Annotated in this window: 14 protein-coding genes; 10 read left to right on the top strand and 4 right to left on the bottom strand. The window is 40.7% G+C overall.

Annotation, left to right across the window (positions count from 1 at the left end; all coding sequences use genetic code 11):
* Positions 1-41 precede the first annotated feature (41 nt).
* Positions 42-1775 (bottom strand): hypothetical protein, encoded by a 1734-nt coding sequence (locus HC965_RS12105; protein WP_370539977.1) that lies wholly within the window; start codon positions 1773-1775, stop codon positions 42-44.
* Positions 1776-1817: 42 nt separating this feature from the next.
* Complete coding sequence (locus tag HC965_RS12100; RefSeq protein WP_191031694.1) at positions 1818-2552, bottom strand: DUF4369 domain-containing protein; 735 nt, start codon at positions 2550-2552, stop codon at positions 1818-1820.
* 158 nt (positions 2553-2710) lie between these two features.
* On the opposite strand from HC965_RS12100, the gene HC965_RS12095 reads away from it, so the two are divergent.
* From HC965_RS12095 to HC965_RS12085, 3 genes are read left to right on the top strand one after another with little or no spacing between them, the layout of a single operon-like run.
* Positions 2711-3952, top strand: a complete 1242-nt coding sequence (locus HC965_RS12095; RefSeq protein WP_191031693.1) for an anaerobic sulfatase-maturation protein — start codon at positions 2711-2713, stop codon at positions 3950-3952.
* 49 nt (positions 3953-4001) lie between these two features.
* On the top strand, positions 4002-6161 hold the full coding sequence (locus HC965_RS12090) for a S46 family peptidase (RefSeq protein WP_191031692.1): 2160 nt from the start codon (positions 4002-4004) through the stop codon (positions 6159-6161).
* Positions 6162-8321 carry a S46 family peptidase gene (locus tag HC965_RS12085; RefSeq protein ID WP_191031691.1) on the top strand — a complete coding sequence of 720 codons (2160 nt, stop codon included), beginning with the start codon at positions 6162-6164 and terminating at the stop codon, positions 8319-8321. It abuts the gene before it with no gap.
* A gap of 96 nt (positions 8322-8417) precedes the next feature.
* Here HC965_RS12085 and HC965_RS12080 read toward each other — a convergent pair whose 3' ends face one another.
* Positions 8418-8600 carry a type II toxin-antitoxin system HicB family antitoxin gene (locus HC965_RS12080; protein ID WP_191031690.1) on the bottom strand — a complete coding sequence of 61 codons (183 nt, stop codon included), beginning with the start codon at positions 8598-8600 and terminating at the stop codon, positions 8418-8420.
* Positions 8597-9724 (bottom strand): glycosyltransferase family protein, encoded by a 1128-nt coding sequence (locus HC965_RS12075; RefSeq protein WP_191031689.1) that lies wholly within the window; start codon positions 9722-9724, stop codon positions 8597-8599. Before HC965_RS12075 ends, HC965_RS12080 begins: the two co-directional genes overlap by 4 nt.
* 197 nt (positions 9725-9921) lie before the next feature.
* Between HC965_RS12075 and trxA the strand changes: the two genes are divergently transcribed.
* From trxA to HC965_RS12040, 7 genes are all read left to right on the top strand, one after another.
* Positions 9922-10221, top strand: coding sequence for a thioredoxin (gene trxA / locus HC965_RS12070; RefSeq protein WP_022139528.1), 300 nt, complete (start codon positions 9922-9924; stop codon positions 10219-10221).
* Between the two features lie 17 nt (positions 10222-10238).
* A complete protein-coding gene (locus HC965_RS12065) occupies positions 10239-10703 on the top strand; it encodes a co-chaperone YbbN (RefSeq protein ID WP_191031688.1) in 465 nt (154 codons plus the stop codon).
* 196 nt (positions 10704-10899) lie between these two features.
* Positions 10900-12450, top strand: coding sequence for an arylsulfatase (locus HC965_RS12060; RefSeq protein WP_191031687.1), 1551 nt, complete (start codon positions 10900-10902; stop codon positions 12448-12450).
* A gap of 12 nt (positions 12451-12462) precedes the next feature.
* A complete protein-coding gene (locus tag HC965_RS12055; protein ID WP_191031686.1) occupies positions 12463-13056 on the top strand; it encodes an RNA polymerase sigma factor in 594 nt (197 codons plus the stop codon).
* An 89-nt stretch (positions 13057-13145) separates the two neighbouring features.
* Positions 13146-14357 carry a FecR family protein gene (locus HC965_RS12050; protein WP_191031685.1) on the top strand — a complete coding sequence of 404 codons (1212 nt, stop codon included), beginning with the start codon at positions 13146-13148 and terminating at the stop codon, positions 14355-14357.
* Between the two features lie 126 nt (positions 14358-14483).
* Positions 14484-17933: a TonB-dependent receptor gene (locus HC965_RS12045; RefSeq protein WP_191031684.1), complete on the top strand. Its 3450-nt coding sequence runs from the start codon at positions 14484-14486 to the stop codon at positions 17931-17933.
* A 15-nt stretch (positions 17934-17948) separates the two neighbouring features.
* Positions 17949-19823 (top strand): RagB/SusD family nutrient uptake outer membrane protein, encoded by a 1875-nt coding sequence (locus HC965_RS12040; RefSeq protein WP_191031683.1) that lies wholly within the window; start codon positions 17949-17951, stop codon positions 19821-19823.
* Positions 19824-19840 lie beyond the last annotated feature (17 nt).

Genomic DNA, 19840 nt, shown 5'->3' with positions numbered 1-19840 from the left:
TTCGTAACGGTCATCAACCCGGACAATTCATTTTTTATTTATCAAAATTCACTTAAATAGAGGACTAAATCTTCTTGAGGAGATACACCCAACCGACCTTTCAACCGTCCTTTTGCCTTGGTTACCGAATCGGGACTGGTCTGAAAAATACGACTCAATTCTTCATGCGTCAAGCCAAACTTCAGGAAACAACAGATTTCAAGATCGTGTCTCGTCAACGAAGGACACAGTTCGAGCAAGCGACTGACATAATTGGAATAAAGCAAATCAAACAAGCTGAATAACTTTTCACGTTCTTCATTGGATAACTTACCCCTCAACGTTCCTTCTTTGATGGCAAGTAATAAACGAAAGGCAGATATATATTGTTCAGAAGAAGCTCCGACAGCCAATTCCCCGCCCAGTTCTTTTAATAATCCCGACAGATTTTTATTCTGCATGGCGAGAAGCACTATTTTCCCGTTCAACTCTCCTACCTTCGAACGATTCTCTTCCTGTAACAAGTCTTTTAATTTCTGAATTTCTTCTACTTCTTGTTGATAGCGGTCTATTTCTTCCTCATTATCTCTAATTTGGGATTCAATTTCGACAATCTTACTCTTATGTTCCCGATTCTTGCGATAATAATAGCACATACAAAAAGCTACTAGCAAAAAAGCAACGACGCTCCACAGGGTGAAACTCGTATACTGTATCTTCATCCGCAAGTTATTATTCTGTAGTTTCTCCTTCTCATATTGCTTCTGCAATTGAGTAATCAATTTCTCTGAGTTAATCGCTTCCATCGCATTCGTTATGGAATCCGCCTTCTCATGATAGATAACAGCCTTTTCAAAACTATCTATGTCTTTTTCCAGAAAATATAAATAGGTATAAGCATTGATCCTCGTATATGCATGGGGAGAGTTCATGCTCATCTTCAAATATTTCTTAGCCTCCTGCACTCTCCCCATCTGCATATACAGATAACCTAAAGACAGACATTCCATATACTTCTTTTCTTCATCGCTTTCTTTCTGATAAGCGGAAAGGAAATAAGGTTCGGCAGCATTCAAATCTCCCATTGAACGGTATAATATCCCCAATTCATGCAAAATTGAATTTTCAAAAGGATATTTCTTTAACTCGGTAAGTTTTAAAGCGTAGTTATAATAGTAGTGGCTACTGTCCCATTGGTTCTCAAACAAAAAGGAACGCGCCATATGGAGACTGGTCCGTACGATGCCCATAGAGTCTTTTAATTGCTGATGCATGGCAAATGCTCCCCTGAAATCAGCCAAAGCCTCGGCATGTTTCTTCTGCTTCCGGCTTATTTTTCCTGTTTCTTCGGCAATCAAGGCCAGTATCTTATAGTTTCGGACACTTTCGAAGTATTCTTTTGCGGCAAGGAAGTATCCTAAGGCTTCTTCTGCTTTATCCGACTCCAACAACACCCGCCCATAGTAGTACTGGGCTTTTGCACGCATGTCAGGTTCTCTCTTATCCACTGAATAGTAATTCAAAGCCAGTGCAATCAATGAATCCGAGCTAAACTTCATATAGTTCTTATCCATGGCTTGCGTCATCAGAAGTGCATAGTCAGCTCCCGCTTTACCACGCAAGTCCTCCGGATTTGGAATTGAATTTAATATATACAAGGCTGTGTCCGGACAGATGTCCATATACTCTTCCACTTTAGAAAAAGTCCCACCGAGGACATCCGAATCCTTATGACACGAAATTGATGAGACAGAAATAAAAAAGAAAGCGGCATATACCGAAATAGTCGTTTTCACTTTACTTGAGTTTTGCACAAAAATACGCAAAAAACTCAAAGTTTACTTATTTGTCGGAGTATTTTGTTCTAAACGTTGATGTTCTTCTATCAATTTCATATTCTCTTTCGCCTTGGAAAGAAATTCACGCACGAGCTTGTTGCTCTTGAAAGAGTAAGGAGCATCTTTTATTATATCATCTATTTGAGGAGTCATAACAGGATATGGCAAGGAGCTGCAAAGCATCATAAATACACTTGGCCCCAGCACATTCTCATAATTGGTCGAGATGAAAGTTTTTACATACTGGTTCATTTCTTTCATCAGTGAATCGCCTTCCACCATCAGTTGTGAGTGAATTTCTTCCAGGTCGCCGCCATCCATCACCATGCGGGTTTCTTTCTGTTCTAACTCACCGATACCTTCTTCCAGCTTATTCCTTTTGTCGATGAACTCATACAATGCCGCATTCAGGGGTGTACCCACTGCTTTCAGGTCGGTATTGCTGATAGTTACCGTAATCTTGCCATTTTCCAGCACAATCGGCATGATGCTTTCATTATCCATGTAGAGTGTTACCATCTGCACTGAATCTATTTTCCCTTTCATGGAGAATCCCCCATGCACCACTTCGGCGGAATCCAGTTTTACCCATTCGCCGTCGTTCAGGGACTTAAGATACAACATTTTTCCATCCAGACTGTTTACTGAAGATGTTCCTTCAATCTTGTACTTACTGGTGCAAGAAGCCAGAAACGGAAGCAAAAGCAAAAAAGGCAAAATTTTATTCACGTTCATCTATTCATTAAAATTCTGTGTGCAAAGGTACAATTGATTCAGAATCCAAGGAAACATTTTATCAATATTTAAATCTTGTAAGTCTCTTTTCTTTAATAATCCTTATAAACATACGTATAAGGGACTTTTTTTCATTTAGTTTATCTAATTTTGTAGTCATGAAAACATCAACTTATGCCCCTTTTGCCAAACCGCTTTATGTGATGGTAAAGCCAGTAGGTGCCGTATGCAATCTTGCATGCGATTATTGCTACTATCTGGAGAAGGCCAACCTATACAAAGACAATCCGAAACACGTAATGAGCGATGAACTTCTTGAAAAGTTTATCGACGAGTACATTAACTCACAGACCATGCCACAGGTACTTTTCACCTGGCACGGAGGAGAAACGCTAATGCGACCGCTTTCTTTCTACAAAAAGGCAATGGAACTGCAAAAAAAGTATGCCCGTGGACGTACGATCGACAACTGTATCCAAACCAACGGAACAATGCTCACCGATGAATGGTGCGAGTTTTTCCACGATAACAACTGGCTGGTAGGTGTCTCCATCGACGGACCGCAGGAATTCCATGATGAGTATCGCAAAAACAAGATGGGAAAACCCTCTTTCGTGAAAGTGATGCAGGGCATCAACCTTTTGAAAAAACATCAGGTAGAATGGAATGCGATGGCTGTTATTAACGACTTCAACGCCGACTATCCGTTGGACTTTTATAATTTCTTCAAAGAAATAGATTGCCACTATATCCAGTTTGCACCTATCGTAGAGCGTATCCTCCCACATCAGGACGGACGCCACCTCGCCTCTCTCGCTGAAAACAAGGAAGGAACACTGGCCGACTTCTCAATCACTCCCGAACAGTGGGGTAAATTCCTCTGTACTCTTTTCGACGAATGGGTGAAGGAAGATGTAGGCAACTACTACATACAGATATTCGACTCTACCCTCGCCAACTGGATGGGTGAACAGCCTGGAGTATGTACAATGGCAAAAACCTGCGGACATGCCGGTGTGATGGAATTTAACGGAGACGTTTATTCCTGTGACCATTTTGTGTTCCCCGAATATAAATTGGGAAATATCTACAACCAAACGCTCGTGGAAATGATGCACAGCGAACGCCAGCATAACTTCGGAAACATGAAATATCAGTCTCTCCCGGTTCAATGCAAGGAATGTGAATTCCTCTTTGCCTGCAACGGGGAGTGTCCGAAGAATCGTTTCAGCCAAACATCGGAAGGTGAACCCGGCTTGAATTACTTATGCAAAGGATACTATCAGTTCATCAAACATGTAGCTCCATACATGGACTTCATGAAAAACGAACTAATGAACCAACGTCCACCGGCAAACATTATGGAAGCCCTAAAGAACGGAACATTCAAAGCAGACTAAGAAGCAGAACATATTAACAATCATATATTTAATTTTTATCACTTAATTAATGAATAGACTAAGACTTTATTTATTGGCGCTGACTGCGCTAATCGTATGTTCCGCCAAGGCGGACGAAGGTATGTGGTTATTGCAACTGATGCAGCAGCAACATTCCATAGATATGATGAAGAAACAAGGTTTGAAGTTGGAAGCCCAAGATTTATACAACCCTAACGGTGTCTCACTAAAGGATGCTGTCGGTATATTCGGTGGAGGATGTACGGGAGAAATCATCTCACCGGAAGGTCTGATCCTGACAAACCATCATTGTGGTTATGCTTCCATTCAACAACACAGCAGCGTTGAACACGATTACCTGACCGACGGCTTTTGGGCTACTTCCCGAGATAAAGAGCTCCCTACTCCGGGATTGAAATTCACCTTTATCGAACGTATTGAAGATATTACCGATATTGTCAACGCAAAAATCGCCGCTAAAGAAATCACCGAATCGGAATCATTCACAGGTGCGTTTCTTCAGAAACTGGCAGAAGAACTTTACTCTAAAAGTGATCTGAAAGACAAAAAGGGAATTGTGCCGCAAGCACTTCCGTTCTATGCCGGAAATAAATCCTACCTGTTTTATAAGAAAATATATCCGGACGTACGCATGGTTGCCGCACCGCCTTCTTCTATCGGTAAGTTCGGTGGCGAAACGGATAACTGGATGTGGCCTCGTCACACCGGTGACTTCTCCATGTTCCGTATCTATGCAGACGCTAACGGTGAACCGGCAGAATACAGTGCTGACAATACTCCTCTGAAAACCAAGAAACATTTGTCTATCTCCATCAAAGGTCTGAAAGAAGGAGATTATGCAATGATTATGGGATTCCCCGGAAGTACAAGCCGTTATCTGACTGTATCGGAAGTAAAAGAACGTATGGAATCAGAAAACGAACCGCGTATCCGCATCCGGGGTGCTCGTCTGGCTGTCCTGAAAGAAGTAATGAATGCCAGCGACAAAACTCGTATCCAGTATGCCAACAAGTATGCCGGTTCCAGCAACTACTGGAAGAACTCTATCGGAATGAACAAAGCGATCATTGATAATGACGTGCTGGGTACAAAAGCTGCGCAGGAAGCTAAATTCGCAGAATTTGCCAAAGCAAAGAACAATGCCGAATACGCAGAGGTAGTAAAGAAGATAGATGACTTGGTAGCTAAAACCGCTCCTCTCAACTATCAGTTCACTTGTTTAAGAGAGACATTCTTCGGCGCTATCGAATTCGGTAGTACCCTGCTATCCAAAACACGGGAAGCACTGGTCGAAAAGAACGACTCCTTAATCAACGCACGCATAGAAGCTCTGAAAGAAACCTATGACGGTATCCATAATAAGGACTACGACCACGAAGTAGACCGTAAGGTAGCCAAAGTTCTGTTCCCGCTTTACGCAGAAATGATTCCGGCTGACCAGCGTCCGTCTATCTACAAGGTGATCGAACAGAAATATAAAGGCGACTATGACAAGTTTATCGACGATATGTATGATAACTCCATCTTCGCCAACCGTGAAAACTTTGAGAAGTTCATCAAAAAGCCGACAGTGAAAGCTATCGACAACGACCTGGCTTTACAATATTGCCAATCTAAATATGACTTGTTCGAGCAAATCGTTTCACAACTGAAAGATATGGATCAGGAACTCGCCTTGCTGCACAAGACCTATATCCGTGGCCTTGGCGACATGAAACTGCCTGTACCTTCTTATCCGGACGCTAACTTTACCATTCGTCTGACTTATGGTAACGTGAAACCTTATGATCCGAAAGATGGCGTACATTACAACTATTACACTACTACCAAAGGTATCCTTGAAAAAGAAAACCCGGAAGATCGTGAATTTGTTGTACCTGCCAAACTGAAAGAACTGATAGAAAAGAAGGATTACGGACGTTATGCTTTACCGAACGGCGATATGCCGGTTTGCTTCCTGTCTACCAACGACATTACCGGTGGTAACTCCGGTAGCCCGGTATTGAACGAAAACGGAGAACTGATCGGTTGTGCATTTGACGGCAACTGGGAATCGTTGAGTGGTGATATTAACTTCGACAACAACCTGCAACGCTGCATCAACCTGGATATCCGTTATGTCTTGTTCATCCTTGAAAAACTGGGTAACTGCGGACATCTGATTAACGAAATGACAATCGTAGAATAAATGAGAAAACAAATCCTATTTGCCATCTTTTCACTGGCAGCTCTTAGCATCCACGCCGACGAAGGCATGTGGATGCTAACTGACCTAAAAACTCAGAATGCAGTTGCCATGCGTGAACTTGGTCTTGAGATTCCTGTCGAAGAGGTATACAACGCAAACGGTCTTTCTCTGAAAGATGCGGTTGTACACTTTGGCGGTGGATGCACGGGAGAGGTTATTTCTTCCGAAGGACTAGTTCTGACGAACCACCATTGCGGTTATGGAGCTATTCAGCAACATAGCAATGTAGAGCATGATTACCTGACTGAAGGCTTTTGGGCTATGAACCGCAACGCGGAACTTCCTACTCCGGGACTTACCGTCACATATATCGACCATATTCTCGATGTGACCGATTATGTCACCGAGCAATTAAAGAAAGATCCGGATCCGGAAGGAGTCAACTACCTGTCACCAAGCTATCTTAGTAAAGTGGCAAAACGTTTTGCCCAAGCCGAGAATATAGAAATTACTCCCGCCACCAAACTGGAGCTTAAGGCTTTCTATGGTGGAAACAAATACTATATGTTCATCAAAACGGTGTACAGCGATATTCGTATGGTAGGTGCTCCCCCTTCTTCCATTGGTAAATTCGGAGCAGATACGGATAACTGGATGTGGCCTCGTCACACGGGGGACTTCTCTCTTTTCCGTATTTACGCGGGTAAAGATGGAAAACCGGCAGCCTATTCTAAAGACAACGTTCCTTTGAAAGTAAAGAAACATCTGACTATCAGCCTTGCTGGAGTACAGGAAGGTGATTTCACCTTTGTTATGGGATTCCCCGGACGCAACTGGCGATACATGATTTCCGATGAAGTGGAAGAGCGTATGCAGACTACCAACTTCATGCGTCAGCATGTACGTGGAGCCCGCCAAAAGGTACTTATGGAGCAAATGCTGAAAGATCCTGCCGTACGTATTCATTATGCCAGCAAATATGCATCATCTGCCAACTATTGGAAGAATGCCATCGGTATGAACGAAGGTCTGGTACGTCTCAACGTATTGGATACCAAGCGTACACAACAAGAAGAACTTTTGGCACGTGGCCGTCAAAAAGGAGATGATTCTTATCAGAAAGCTTTCGATGAAATCCGTTCCATCGTGGGCCATCGCCGTGATGCTCTCTATCATCAGCAGGCTATTAATGAAGCATTGGTAACAGCTCTTGATTTTATGCGTATTCCTTCTACAATGGAAATGGTTGCTGCCTTAAAATCTAAAGATAAAGAGAAGATAAAAGAGGCAAAGCTAAACCTGAAAAAAGAAACTGATAAATATTTTGCCAATGTTCCTTTCCCGGAAGTAGAGAAAATGGTCGGCAAAGAGATGCTGAAAACTTATGCCAAGTATATTCCGGCAGAACAGCGAATTAATATCTTTGAGATAATCAATTCCCGTTTTAAAGGTAATATCGACGCATTCGTTGATGAGTGCTTTGCACATTCCATCTTCGGCAGTCCCCAAAATTTTGAGAAATTTATCAAAAAGCCGAGCCTGTATAAAATAGGATACGACTGGATGGTATTATTCAAATATTCCATTACCGACGGGATACTGAAAACAGCTATCGCCATGAAAGAAGCGAATCAGAACTACGATGCCGCTCACAAAGTATGGGTGAAAGGCATGATGGATATGAGACAGGAAAAAAGTATTCCTATTTACCCGGATGCAAATTCAACTTTGCGGTTGACATATGGCCAGGTACTTTCTTATGAACCATTTGACGGTGCTGTTTATGATGCCCACACCACTCTTAAAGGAGTAATGGAGAAAGAAGATCAGGGAAACTGGGAATTTGTTGTACCTCAAAAACTGAAAGAGTTATACGCAGGCAAAGACTATGGTCGCTATGGCAAAAACGGTGAAATGCCTGTCTGCTTTATTGTAAACACTGACAATACAGGCGGAAACTCCGGTAGTCCGGTCTTCAACGGTAAAGGTCAGTTGGTAGGAACTGCTTTCGACCGTAACTTTGAAGGATTGACGGGCGACATTGCTTTCCGCCCTTCATCACAGCGTGCAGCCTGTGTCGATATTCGCTATACACTCTTTATCATAGATAAATTTGCGGGAACTTCCCATATCATTGATGAATTGACTATTGCGGAATAAATAGCAAAGACATTTACAAAGAAAAATGGATAATGAGCGATGATGTTGAATCCATCAGGCTTCATTATCCATTTTCCTTTTCTAATACTGCATTAATCAGACAAAGTCTTCCACCATATACATCTCGTCGATTATTTCATTCATTGCTTCTTCCAAATTCAAGACTGCATCCTCGGGAGATTCTCCGTAAGCATTACATTGCATATTTACAGTCAACCAGGCATAATAGCCACCATCTGCTGCGCGTTCAAGCACATAATCTGTCTTATTCAGTTTCATATCGGTAAATAGTTAGTAAATGTTGGTATTGAAGTTATTTCGGATTGTGAAGCTATCGTTCGTTCCAGTTCAAGAATTATACGACGTTCACAGCTACGCACCCAGGAAACAAAATTCCTGCTCGGAGTATATCTCCCGACAAAGCGGAGTAATGGTTCCAAATCAAAAGAATCACTGACAATGCCTGCACCGGCCATCATTGCATCATAGGCATTACAATCCTGTTCGATATGCGCCGGCACCATCAGGACAGGTTTACCAAGATACATCGCTTCGCAGATAGACTCGAATCCCGCCGTACTTGCATAAGCCCGGCAACCTGCCATTCCATTAAGAAACCTGACATCATCAATCTGATAAAAACTAAGAGTCTCGTCAATCTTCGTCACTTCTTCCGTATCTGCTTTATCCCAAAAGAACTTCAGAGGTACTTCCGGGTGAATGGCATGAAAACTCTCCACGCTGTCCGCGAAGCCTGAATTCACCATATAACCATGAATATAATTCCCTTCTTCAGGTTGGATAGCTGTCACTTCCTGACGAATCAAAGGCGGCATCACCACAATCTGTTGCTCGTCATCCTGTTCCATTGCCCTAAAGGATAGAGCCAGCTTCTTTGACGCCTTGCAAGCCGTCATCCGTGTGAAGAAGCGCAACATCCATAGTTGGACGGAACTCTTCTCGGGAAACTCAAAATCACGATGCAAGAACAAATATTGATGCCCGACGCATACATACGGAATAGAGGGGCGAAAGAACGCGTAGGTAAGTCCTGTCAGAAGCTCGTAGAAGTTGATGGCGACTTCCGCCCCTGTCTCCCTAATCCGTTGATTTATATAACACATACTACGAAAGTACTCCGGTATTTTCAGTAGATTATATGCAAAACTTTTTGTGAGATTTGCCCGTTTATTATCCACTGTTGGCAGAAAATTCGGACTGATAAAGCGCTTCACCGGTGCATGAATACTCCGGTTGAAGAATCCCGGTAATGTGCGTATCGAACTCTTCCCCACCAATACTTCCACTACTTCATGTCCATTACGCAGCAACATTTCTTCGAGAGTGATGGCTTGTGTAAAATGTCCCCTACCCTCACCTTGAACGATAAATAAGAATTTCATAGGCTATCATTATTTAGTTCACACCTTCATTCTTTTTGTTTTTCGATATGCAAAGTTCCCTCTTTTACATTACAAGATGATGTCTCTAAGATTACTATTTTGTGAACAAAAACAGTTTTTTCCCGTTATATTAATGAAATAGAATTTATATTTGCAGTCTTCAATGGCTGCCATTTAACTTTAAGAAAGGAAAGATTATGGAAAAGTTTGAAGATTTAATAAAGTCACCGGTACCCGTTTTGGTTGATTTCTTTGCTGAATGGTGTGGACCTTGTAAAGCAATGAAACCCGTTTTGGAAGAACTGAAATTAGTTGTAGGTGACAAAGCCCGGATTGTAAAGATAGACGTTGACCAGCATGAAGAACTGGCTACTAAATATCGTATACAGGCCGTACCTACCTTTATAGTATTCAAGGATGGGGAAGCGGTATGGAGACATTCCGGCGTAATCCATAGCAGTGAACTGCAAGGGGTTATCGAGAAGCATTATACATAAAAAGATAAAGATAACGAATGAAGAAAGTATTAGTAATGGTAGCTCTTGTCATGGTAAGCGTGATTGTATACGCTTTCAATGACAAAGAAGAAGCCAATCAAGGTAAAAAAGAGGTAACAGGTAACGGTGAAGTCGTCGTAATGAACAAGGAAATGTTTCTGAAAGACGTCTTCGATTATGAAAAATCAAAGGAGTGGAAATACAAAGGTGATAAGCCCGCCATCATTGACTTATATGCTGATTGGTGCGGACCTTGCCGCCAGACAGCTCCTATCATGAAAGAATTGGCAAAGGAATATGCAGGGAAAATAACGATCTACAAAGTGAATGTGGATAAGCAGAAAGAATTGGCAGCCCTGTTCAATGCAACGAGTATTCCATTGTTCGTATTCATCCCCATGAAAGGAGATCCACAGCTTTTCCGTGGCGCTGCTGACAAAGCAACCTACAAAAAAGCAATTGATGAGTTTTTATTAAAGTAAAAAGATAGTGACGCTATCCGGTAAGGATAGTGACACTATAATGAGCAAAGAGTGACGGTATCCGTGCAGGATACCGTCACTCTTTTTATATGCAAAACCAAGACTTTCCTTATAAGTAAAAAGCATGACTATTTTTCTTTTATTCAAAAAGAAATAGTATTTTTGCCACAATGAAAACACAATACCCCTTCAAAATATGAAAACACCATTTTTACTAAAAAACTCATTACTTGCAGCAACAGGAATTTGTGTCTTTCCGCAACTAGTTTTTGCTCAAGTTTCAAAACGACCTCATATTATCCTGATTGTATCTGACCAACATCGTGGAGATGCCATGAACTGTATGGGAAATAGTTCTGTCATTTCACCAAATATGGATGCATTGGCAGAAGACGGTACACTCTTTACAAACGGTTATTCCTCCACCCCCAGTAGTACACCGGCGCGTTCCGGATTACTGACCGGTCTCTCCCCCTGGCATCACGGCATGCTAGGATATGGCAGGGTAGCCAGGCAATATCGTTATGAGATGCCACGCATGTTAGACGACTTGAATTACTACAGCTTTGGTATTGGCAAAATGCACTGGTATCCACAAAAAGCGCTTCATGGATTCCGGGGAACATTGGTAGATGAAAGCGGACGCGTAGAAAGTCCCGATTTCATTAGCGATTACCGATTGTGGTTTCAAATGCAAGCTCCGGGATTAAATCCTGATTCTACCCATATCGGTTGGAATGACCATGGAGCAGCAACCTATAAACTTCCGGAACGATTACATCCCACGGCATGGACAGGAGAAATGGCTTGCGAAATGATTCGTAATTATGAAGGTGTCAACAACCAACCGTTGTTTTTAAAAATATCTTTTGCGCGTCCACATAGCCCCTATGACCCGCCCCAACGTTTGTTAGATGAATACGCCAATCGAAATATACCCGAACCCTGGGTGGGAGAATGGTGTAAAGACAAACCATATGCTCAACTAAAGGATCCGCAAAAAGTGAAACAGGATGCTCCTTATGGTAACTTTGGTGAGGAATATGCAAAAGATTCACGCCGACATTATTATGCGAATGTAACTTTTATTGATGAAGAAATAGGCAAAGTAATTAAAACTTTAAAAGAAAAAGGGGTATATGATGATGCACTTATCTGTTATATTTCCGACCATGGGGATATGTTAGGAGATCATCATCACTGGCGCAAAACATATCCTTATGAAGGTTCGGTACATATACCCTACATCGTAAAATGGCCGGCAAGTTATCAATTTACCAAAGGTAACAAAATAACCCAGCCGGTAGAATTACGTGATTTATTACCTACTTTCCTCGAAATAGCCGGTGGTTCTGTTCCACAGGATATGGATGGTCAATCTTTGCTGCGTCTGATGGAAGGCAAAACCGATCAATGGAGGAAATATATTGACTTAGAGCATGCAACTTGCTATAGCCCTGATAATTATTGGTGTGCACTCACTGACGGAGCAATAAAATATGTCTGGCGCTTTCACACAGGAACAGAGGAGTTATTTGACCTCTCGAAAGATCCTCACGAACTAAAAAATGTCGTAACAGACAAAAAATATAAACGTCAATTAGAGGAACTCCGCCAAGCTATGGTCGGACATCTTTCAGAACGTGGTGAGAAGTTTGTAAAAGACGGTAAGTTGCAGGTATTGAAGCAAACAATTCTTTATAGCCCGCTATTTCCCGATAAAAGTCCGACTGATACCGGAATTTAAGAATGATTATCTATGCAAATTCAAGACGAAAGTTATATTAAATGGAAACTTTTTCTCGAAGGCAATGATGAAGCTTATAGTTGGCTTTATACAAGCCATATCCAATTACTATATCAATATGGTCTACAAATCACTCCTAACACAGAAGTAGTGAAAGATTGCATACAAGACGTTTTTGTGAGGATATACAAGAATAAGGACAAACTAAGTATTCCCAGAAACGTAAAGATATATCTAATGATTTCTCTTAAAAACAGTATCTACAATGTGTTCAATAAAGAGCGATTAGAAGAAGACTATGTTTTCAATTTTCATTCTATAGAAGAACAGCATATAGCCGAAAACGACTTTTTTAATGAAGAAGAGCGCCGTGAGCAAATCAATGAAATAAAAAGGATACTTCATGTACTAACTCCCAGGCAACGGGAGATTATATATTATCGTTTCATAGAAGAAATGGAGTACGACGAAATATGTCAGATTATGGATATAAATTATCAGTCGGCTTACAATCTGCTCCAACGTTCATTGCAAAAAGTAAGAGATACTTTCGGTACATCAGAATGTATCGCATGGATAAGTCTTTTAGCAACTTTCTTCAGATAAACATAAAAAAGAGATTTTCTTAAAAAAATCATAAGTTCAGTGAGTAGAATCCATTTTTTGAGTTGTCCTTATATAAAACAACGCATAAAATGGATTCAAAAATAGACTATAGTAATTATAAAGCAGACTCATTACTCAATGATGCTTATTTTTTAGAATCGGAACAGCATCCGACTCCGGAAAGTATCCTTTTTTGGGAGATACTAGCCCGGGAAAATAAGCAATTAGGGAAGGAAATAGCCATTGCACGTGACTTCCTGCACATGCTTCAGCATATTCCTAAGCCCTATCTTCCTCAACAAAAAGTGGATGCTCTATGGCAATGCATATCAGAACAGAATCATCAGGAAGTACAGAACAAAAGAAAGAGACTTGTCCTGTACCGCACTTTGGCTGCTGCCTGTATCATTATCTTTCTGGTAGGCGGATGGTATCTGCAAAATACTCATCAAAAAAGCCAACGGATGGAATTTTCTGATATAGTAGCAGTGAAGAAGCCCAATATCTCTACTGACCAAACTCTGTTGATTCTATCCGAAGAAAAACAGATAGCTATACAAGGGAAGGAAAGTAAACTGCATTATAACCAACAGGGAAAATTAAATGTCAATTCGCAGACAATTAGCCAAAAAGCAGAAAACAAGAAAAAAAAGGAAATCTACAACCAGTTAATAGTACCTGCCGGAAAACGTTCGTCAATTACCTTTTCTGATGGTACACGCATTTGGTTAAGCGCCAGTTCACGAGTTGTCTATCCAATTGAATTTATGGAAAACAAGCGGGAAATTTATGTGGAAGGCGAAGCTTTTTTGGATGTATATCATGATGAGAACCGGCCCTTCATTGTAAAAACGAACAAGATAGACATACGAGTATTAGGTACTACATTCAACGTTTGTGCATACGAAAATGAGAATACGCAAACAGTAGTACTTGTCACTGGAAAAGTAGAAGTAAAAACTAATAACAATGAAATTAAAACTCTGACACCCAATAATCTGCTTGCATATAATGATCTGAAAGGTATTAGCGTACACCCTGTAGATGTACAAGAATATATAGCCTGGAAAGATGGATTTTATCAGTTTAAACAAGAAAGTCTGGAAGTTATTGCAAAGAAGCTCAACAAATATTATGGTAAAACAATCATTGTCGACAAGCGTCTCACCAAAATCACCTGTAGTGGTAAATTAGATTTAAAAGAAGAACTAGACGATGTATTGCGTACGCTTATTCAAACCGTCCCAGCTCAAATAACAAAATCAAACGGAGAAATCTATATTCATGTCAAATCTAAATAAATTGAAAGCCTATGAAAATATGACTCTTTAGAAAGTGTTAAGGCCGGATAATACCCACATATCACCCGACCTTAAATTAAATTACTCACACGTTTAAATATTAATAATCTAATTCGTTATAAAAGTATGGAAAAACACGAGTTATTCAGTCTAAAAAAGACTGAAGAAAAACAATTATTGCTAATTATGAAGTTCTTTTTCACTTTTTTACTGATAGGAATAGGTCATTGTATGGCAACAAGTTCGTATTCACAAAATACATTATTTACAATGAAAACCTCACAAAAGACAGTGAAACAAGTCTTTCAGGAGATTGAAAAAAATAGTGAATACATTATCTTCTACATGGATCGAATCATTGATACGAATCGTAAAGTGAATATTGATGTGAAAAACCAGCAAGTAAGTGCTATTTTGGATCAGCTATTTGCCAATACAGATAATACTTATAGTATAAATGACCGACAAATTACAATTTTCCACAAAGGAGAACAACCAGGCAGCCAACAGCAAGGTAACAAGCTGACAGTTACAGGTGTAATAACCGATGCACAGGGAGAATCTATGATTGGTGTTTCTGTAAAAGTCAAAGGAACAACATTAGGGGGAATCTCAGATATGGATGGACGATACTCTATAAGTGTTCCTGATAAGAATGATATTCTTATAGTTTCTTTCATAGGTTATGCAACAGAAGAAATCAAGATTAACGGACGCCGCAACATCAACATCCGTCTACGTGAAGATACCAAAGCATTGGACGAAGTAGTCGTTGTTGGTTACGGTCAACAAAAGAAAGAGAGTGTAGTAGTATCCATGAGTTCGGTCAAACCTTCCGAAATAGCCGCCCCTACCCGAAATCTAACCAACAATCTGGCTGGTCAGGTATCCGGTCTGATTGCTGTACAACGTTCCGGTGAACCGGGATACGATGATGCGGAATTTTGGATTCGTGGTATCAGTACATTCGCTTCCAACAGTTCAGCTTCCGCTCCTTTGGTTTTAGTAGATGGCGTTCCTCGTAAAATCACTGATATTGAACCGGATGAAATCGAAACATTCTCTGTATTAAAGGATGCTGCCGCAACTGCCATTTATGGTGCCGAAGGTGCAAATGGAGTTATATTAGTGACAACCAAACGCGGTAAGGACGAAAAGCCTAAAATTACATTTAAGACAGAACACTCCATTTCAAGCCCACAACGTTTACCTAAGTTTGTAGGCTCTGCTGACTATTTAAGTCTATATAACGAAGCTTTAAATAATGATGGAGAGCCCGATTTATTCAGTGCTGAAACAATAGATAAATTTCGTACCAGCACAGACTGCGACCTTTATCCGGATACAGACTGGATCGGTGAACTGCTTAGAAAGAATACACACAATCACCGATATACATTGAATGTGCGTGGTGGTTCGGCACGATCCAGATATTTCGTATCCGGTGCTTATTATACAGAAAGTGGTATATACAAAGGTAATCCGACTGAAAAATATGATACCAATATTGGACTGGACCGTTTCAATTTACGTTCAAATATTGATATGGATGTCACTTCTACAACACTAGTATCTATCGACCTGGCAGGACAATACCTGATAGCAAACTATCCGGGTGAATCCTCTTCCACTATCTTCCGCTCCATGTTGATTACTCCTCCTTATTGTTTTCCAGCAGTATATAGTGACGGAACAGTAGCCACTTACGAACAAGAACGAGGTGCAAATATGAGAAACCCCTACAATCAATTGATGAATTCAGGATACACCCGCCAATGGAGAACAGGTATTCAGTCTAAAGTAGGTATCAGACAAAAACTCGATTTCATCACCAAGGGACTTAGTGCCAAAGTGAATGTCAGCTATGATTTTGATGCGACATTCAAATCTATACGCTCATATAACCCTTCCCGTTATCATGCCACCGGCAGAGATGAGAACGGTAACTTAACATTTATCCAAGTCGTATCAGGAACACCGGATTTGAGTGATTTGAAGGACAATGGTATTGAAGCGCAAAAAAGAATATACATTGATGCAGCCATCAACTACAAACGCACTTTTGCAGAGAAGCACGATGTAAGTGGCATGTTGTTATATATGCAAAAGGAAACACAACTCAAAACCCAACCTCTCCCCTATCGTAAACAAGGTTTGGTTGGACGTGTAAGCTATTCTTTTGACGGACGTTATTTTCTTGAAGGAAATTTCGGTTATACAGGTTCAGAAGCATTTGCCAAAAATCATCGTTTCGGCTTCTTCCCAGCTGTAGGACTAGCTTATTATTTATCGAATGAACATTTTTATCCCGGAGTATTAAAGAATTATGTAAATAAGATCAAACTAAGGGCTTCTGTTGGTAAAACAGGTAATGATACGACCAGTGACCGTTTTATTTATCGCCCGACTTATTCTATGAATGCAGGTTCGTGGTCACAAGGAATAGGGAGTAACGGAGGTACAAATTCCTTAGGACAAGGTATCATCGAAGGATTTCCAGAAACACTGAATATTGGTTGGGAGATTGAGAAGAAACAAAACTATGGATTCGATTTAGGACTTTTCAACAATAAAATAGACATTGTATTCGACTATTTCCGCTCCGAGAGAAGCAACATCCTGATGCAAAGAAAAACCACACCAACATTAAGTGGCTTTCGTGTAAACCAATATGCCAATTATGGAGTCGTATCCAACCATGGTATAGATATGTCATTGAACGCACACCATCAAATAGGAAAGGTAAAACTCAGCGCAAGAGGTACATTCACATTCGCAAGGAATAAAATAAAGGAATATGATGAGTTACCTCAGAAATATCCATGGATGGAACGGACAGGTAAACGAATTAACGAAAATAACCTTTATATAGCCGAACGTTTATACACAAAGGATGATTTCATCATTAGCAAAAACAGCAACGGTATTGAAAATTATACATTACGTCCTGAATTACCCCAAAGTACCCTGGGTGGATTACTCGGCCCCGGTGACATTAAATATAAAGACGTGAACGGTGACGGGGTAATCGACTCCTATGACAAGGTAGTAGGAGTAGGACATCCTACTGTACCGGAAATCGTTTACGGATTTGGATTAAATATCGAATATAAAGGATTTTATGCCAGCGTATTCTTCCAAGGTACCGGAAACTGCTCTGTCTTATTGGGAGGAAATACTCCGGAAGGCTGGTATCCATTTGCATGGGGAGTCGACCAATCCAGTTATCGTACTTTCGCATTAGACCGTTGGACTGAAAGTAACCTAAGCCAAAATGTATTAATGCCACGCTTACATAAAGACAATGCCAACAATGCCAATAATCAGGTAGCAAGTACATGGTGGCTACGCAATGGTGGTTTCCTACGATTAAAAAACATGGAATTCGGTTATCAACTGCCCAAACAATTCCTGAGGAAATTTAATGTTCAGGCAGCCAGAATCTATGTAATGGGATATAATCTTGCTTTATGGGATGACCTTAAGTATTTTGATCCGGAAGCAGGAAATGCAAATGGAGGAAACGTATATCCTAAAAATCGCACCTTCACCTTAGGAATAGACTTCACATTCTAATTAAATCTATAAAATATGGAAACAATAAAGAAACTATATAAGAAAATATTGATAGCCGCCTTTGCATTGTGCAATATTTATTCTTGCGACTATCTGAACGTATCTGACGAGTTAGCCGGAAACCTTCGCTCATTGGATGAGGTTTTCGACAATGTAGCTTATACAAAGAGATGGTATGCCAACATATTCACCTCTATTCCTGATTATTCCGGGATTACCGCAGCTGCCGGAAGTATCACAGGATTTAAAAATCCCTGGGCAGGTATGTGTGATGAATTGACCGTCGGATATGGAGACGCAAAACTTTACAATAAAACAGATAAAAACGCATCCAATATGAGTTTCCATCGTTGGGATATGTGCTATAAAGAAATCAGACAAGCTAACATATTTCTAACATATGCCAAACCCATAGCCGCAAACGGTACTCATGTCGATGTCCTGACAGAAGAAGAGCTTGCAGAAATGAGAGCAAATGTGAGATTCATGAGAGCATATTATCATTATTTGCTTTTCGAACAGTATGGAGCCATCCCTTTAATAAAGGATGCCATCCTCGAAAGAGATGACAATCTGGATTTACCGCGTAATACTATAGACGAAGTAATCAGCTATTTAGACGAGGAATTAACAGCAGTATCCCACGAGTTGCCACAAAAAGCCTTACACGAGGACGACCAACACAATGCATGGCCGACCAAAGGTGTAGCTTTGGCTGTAAGAGCCAAAATGTGGGTGTACGCAGCCAGTAAGTTATTCAATGGTGAATACAAAGAAGCACTCTCCACAACCAATTTGGATGGAACAAGACTTTTCCCGGATAAAGATCCTAATAAATGGAATAAGGCAGTTGCTGCCTTGGAAGACTTCATGAAGTTCGCTGAAGATGAAGGTAACTATGAATTGCTGAATACAGGCAATCCTTCACAAGACATATACGATCTTTTCCAAACATATAACAGAGAAATCATATGGGCTACCGCAGCAACATCATGGGGTGGAATGACAAATGATATGTTCGATCGCAGATGTACTCCGAGAAGTGAACAAAACGGAATGGGTTGCATTGGCGTCACTCAAGAACTGGTAGACGACTTTTATATGAAGGATGGTCTTCCGGTACAGCCGACAAGCTATCTGCCACAATCTCCACTATACACAACCGAAGGATTTGACAAATACACTGAAACTGTCAAAGCCGGAAGTAAAGATATTCAAGTAGCCAACAATGTCAGTAACCGATTCCTCAATCGGGAAGCACGTTTCTACAATACAGTATTTTTCCAGAACAGAAGATGGCACGTGACAAACAACGTAACCCAATTCCATAAAGGAAGTCCTAATGAGTTAAGCGGTACCATTTATACCCATACCGGCTATATGTTATATAAAAGATTTAATAGGGAAGTCAGTATGAAATCTCCGGGAGTTCAGAACAAGTTCCGTCCTTCTATCATTTTCCGCCTTGCGGATCTCTACTTGTTGTATGCAGAAGCCGTCAATGAAGTAAATCCTGCAGACGAACGCGTGCTGAACTATTTAAATGAAGTACGCCGACGTGCCGGTTTGGTAGATATTGAAGAACTTAACCCTGCCATTGCAGGAAACCAAGAGTTACAAAGACTTGCAATTCAACGTGAAAGACGTATTGAATTAGCAACAGAAGGACAACGCTATTTCGATGTTCGTCGTTGGATGATAGCAGATCAAGACGGAGAAGGACGCCAGTTCGGATATGTTCATGGTATGAATATGAATGCAGCAGAAGATAAATTCTATGAAGAAGTAGAAGCTAGTCCAATCGTCTTCAGACGTAAAATGTACTTGTATCCTATTCCCGATAATGAAATGAAAAAGAGCGAGCAACTCGTTCAAAATCCGGGATGGTAAATTACTATGTTTCATGA

Source organism: Bacteroides sp. GM023, from assembly GCF_014750685.1.
Classification (GTDB): domain Bacteria; phylum Bacteroidota; class Bacteroidia; order Bacteroidales; family Bacteroidaceae; genus Bacteroides.
The sequence above is the reverse complement of the archived record's forward strand: the minus strand, read 5'-3'. Positions and strand labels throughout refer to the sequence as shown.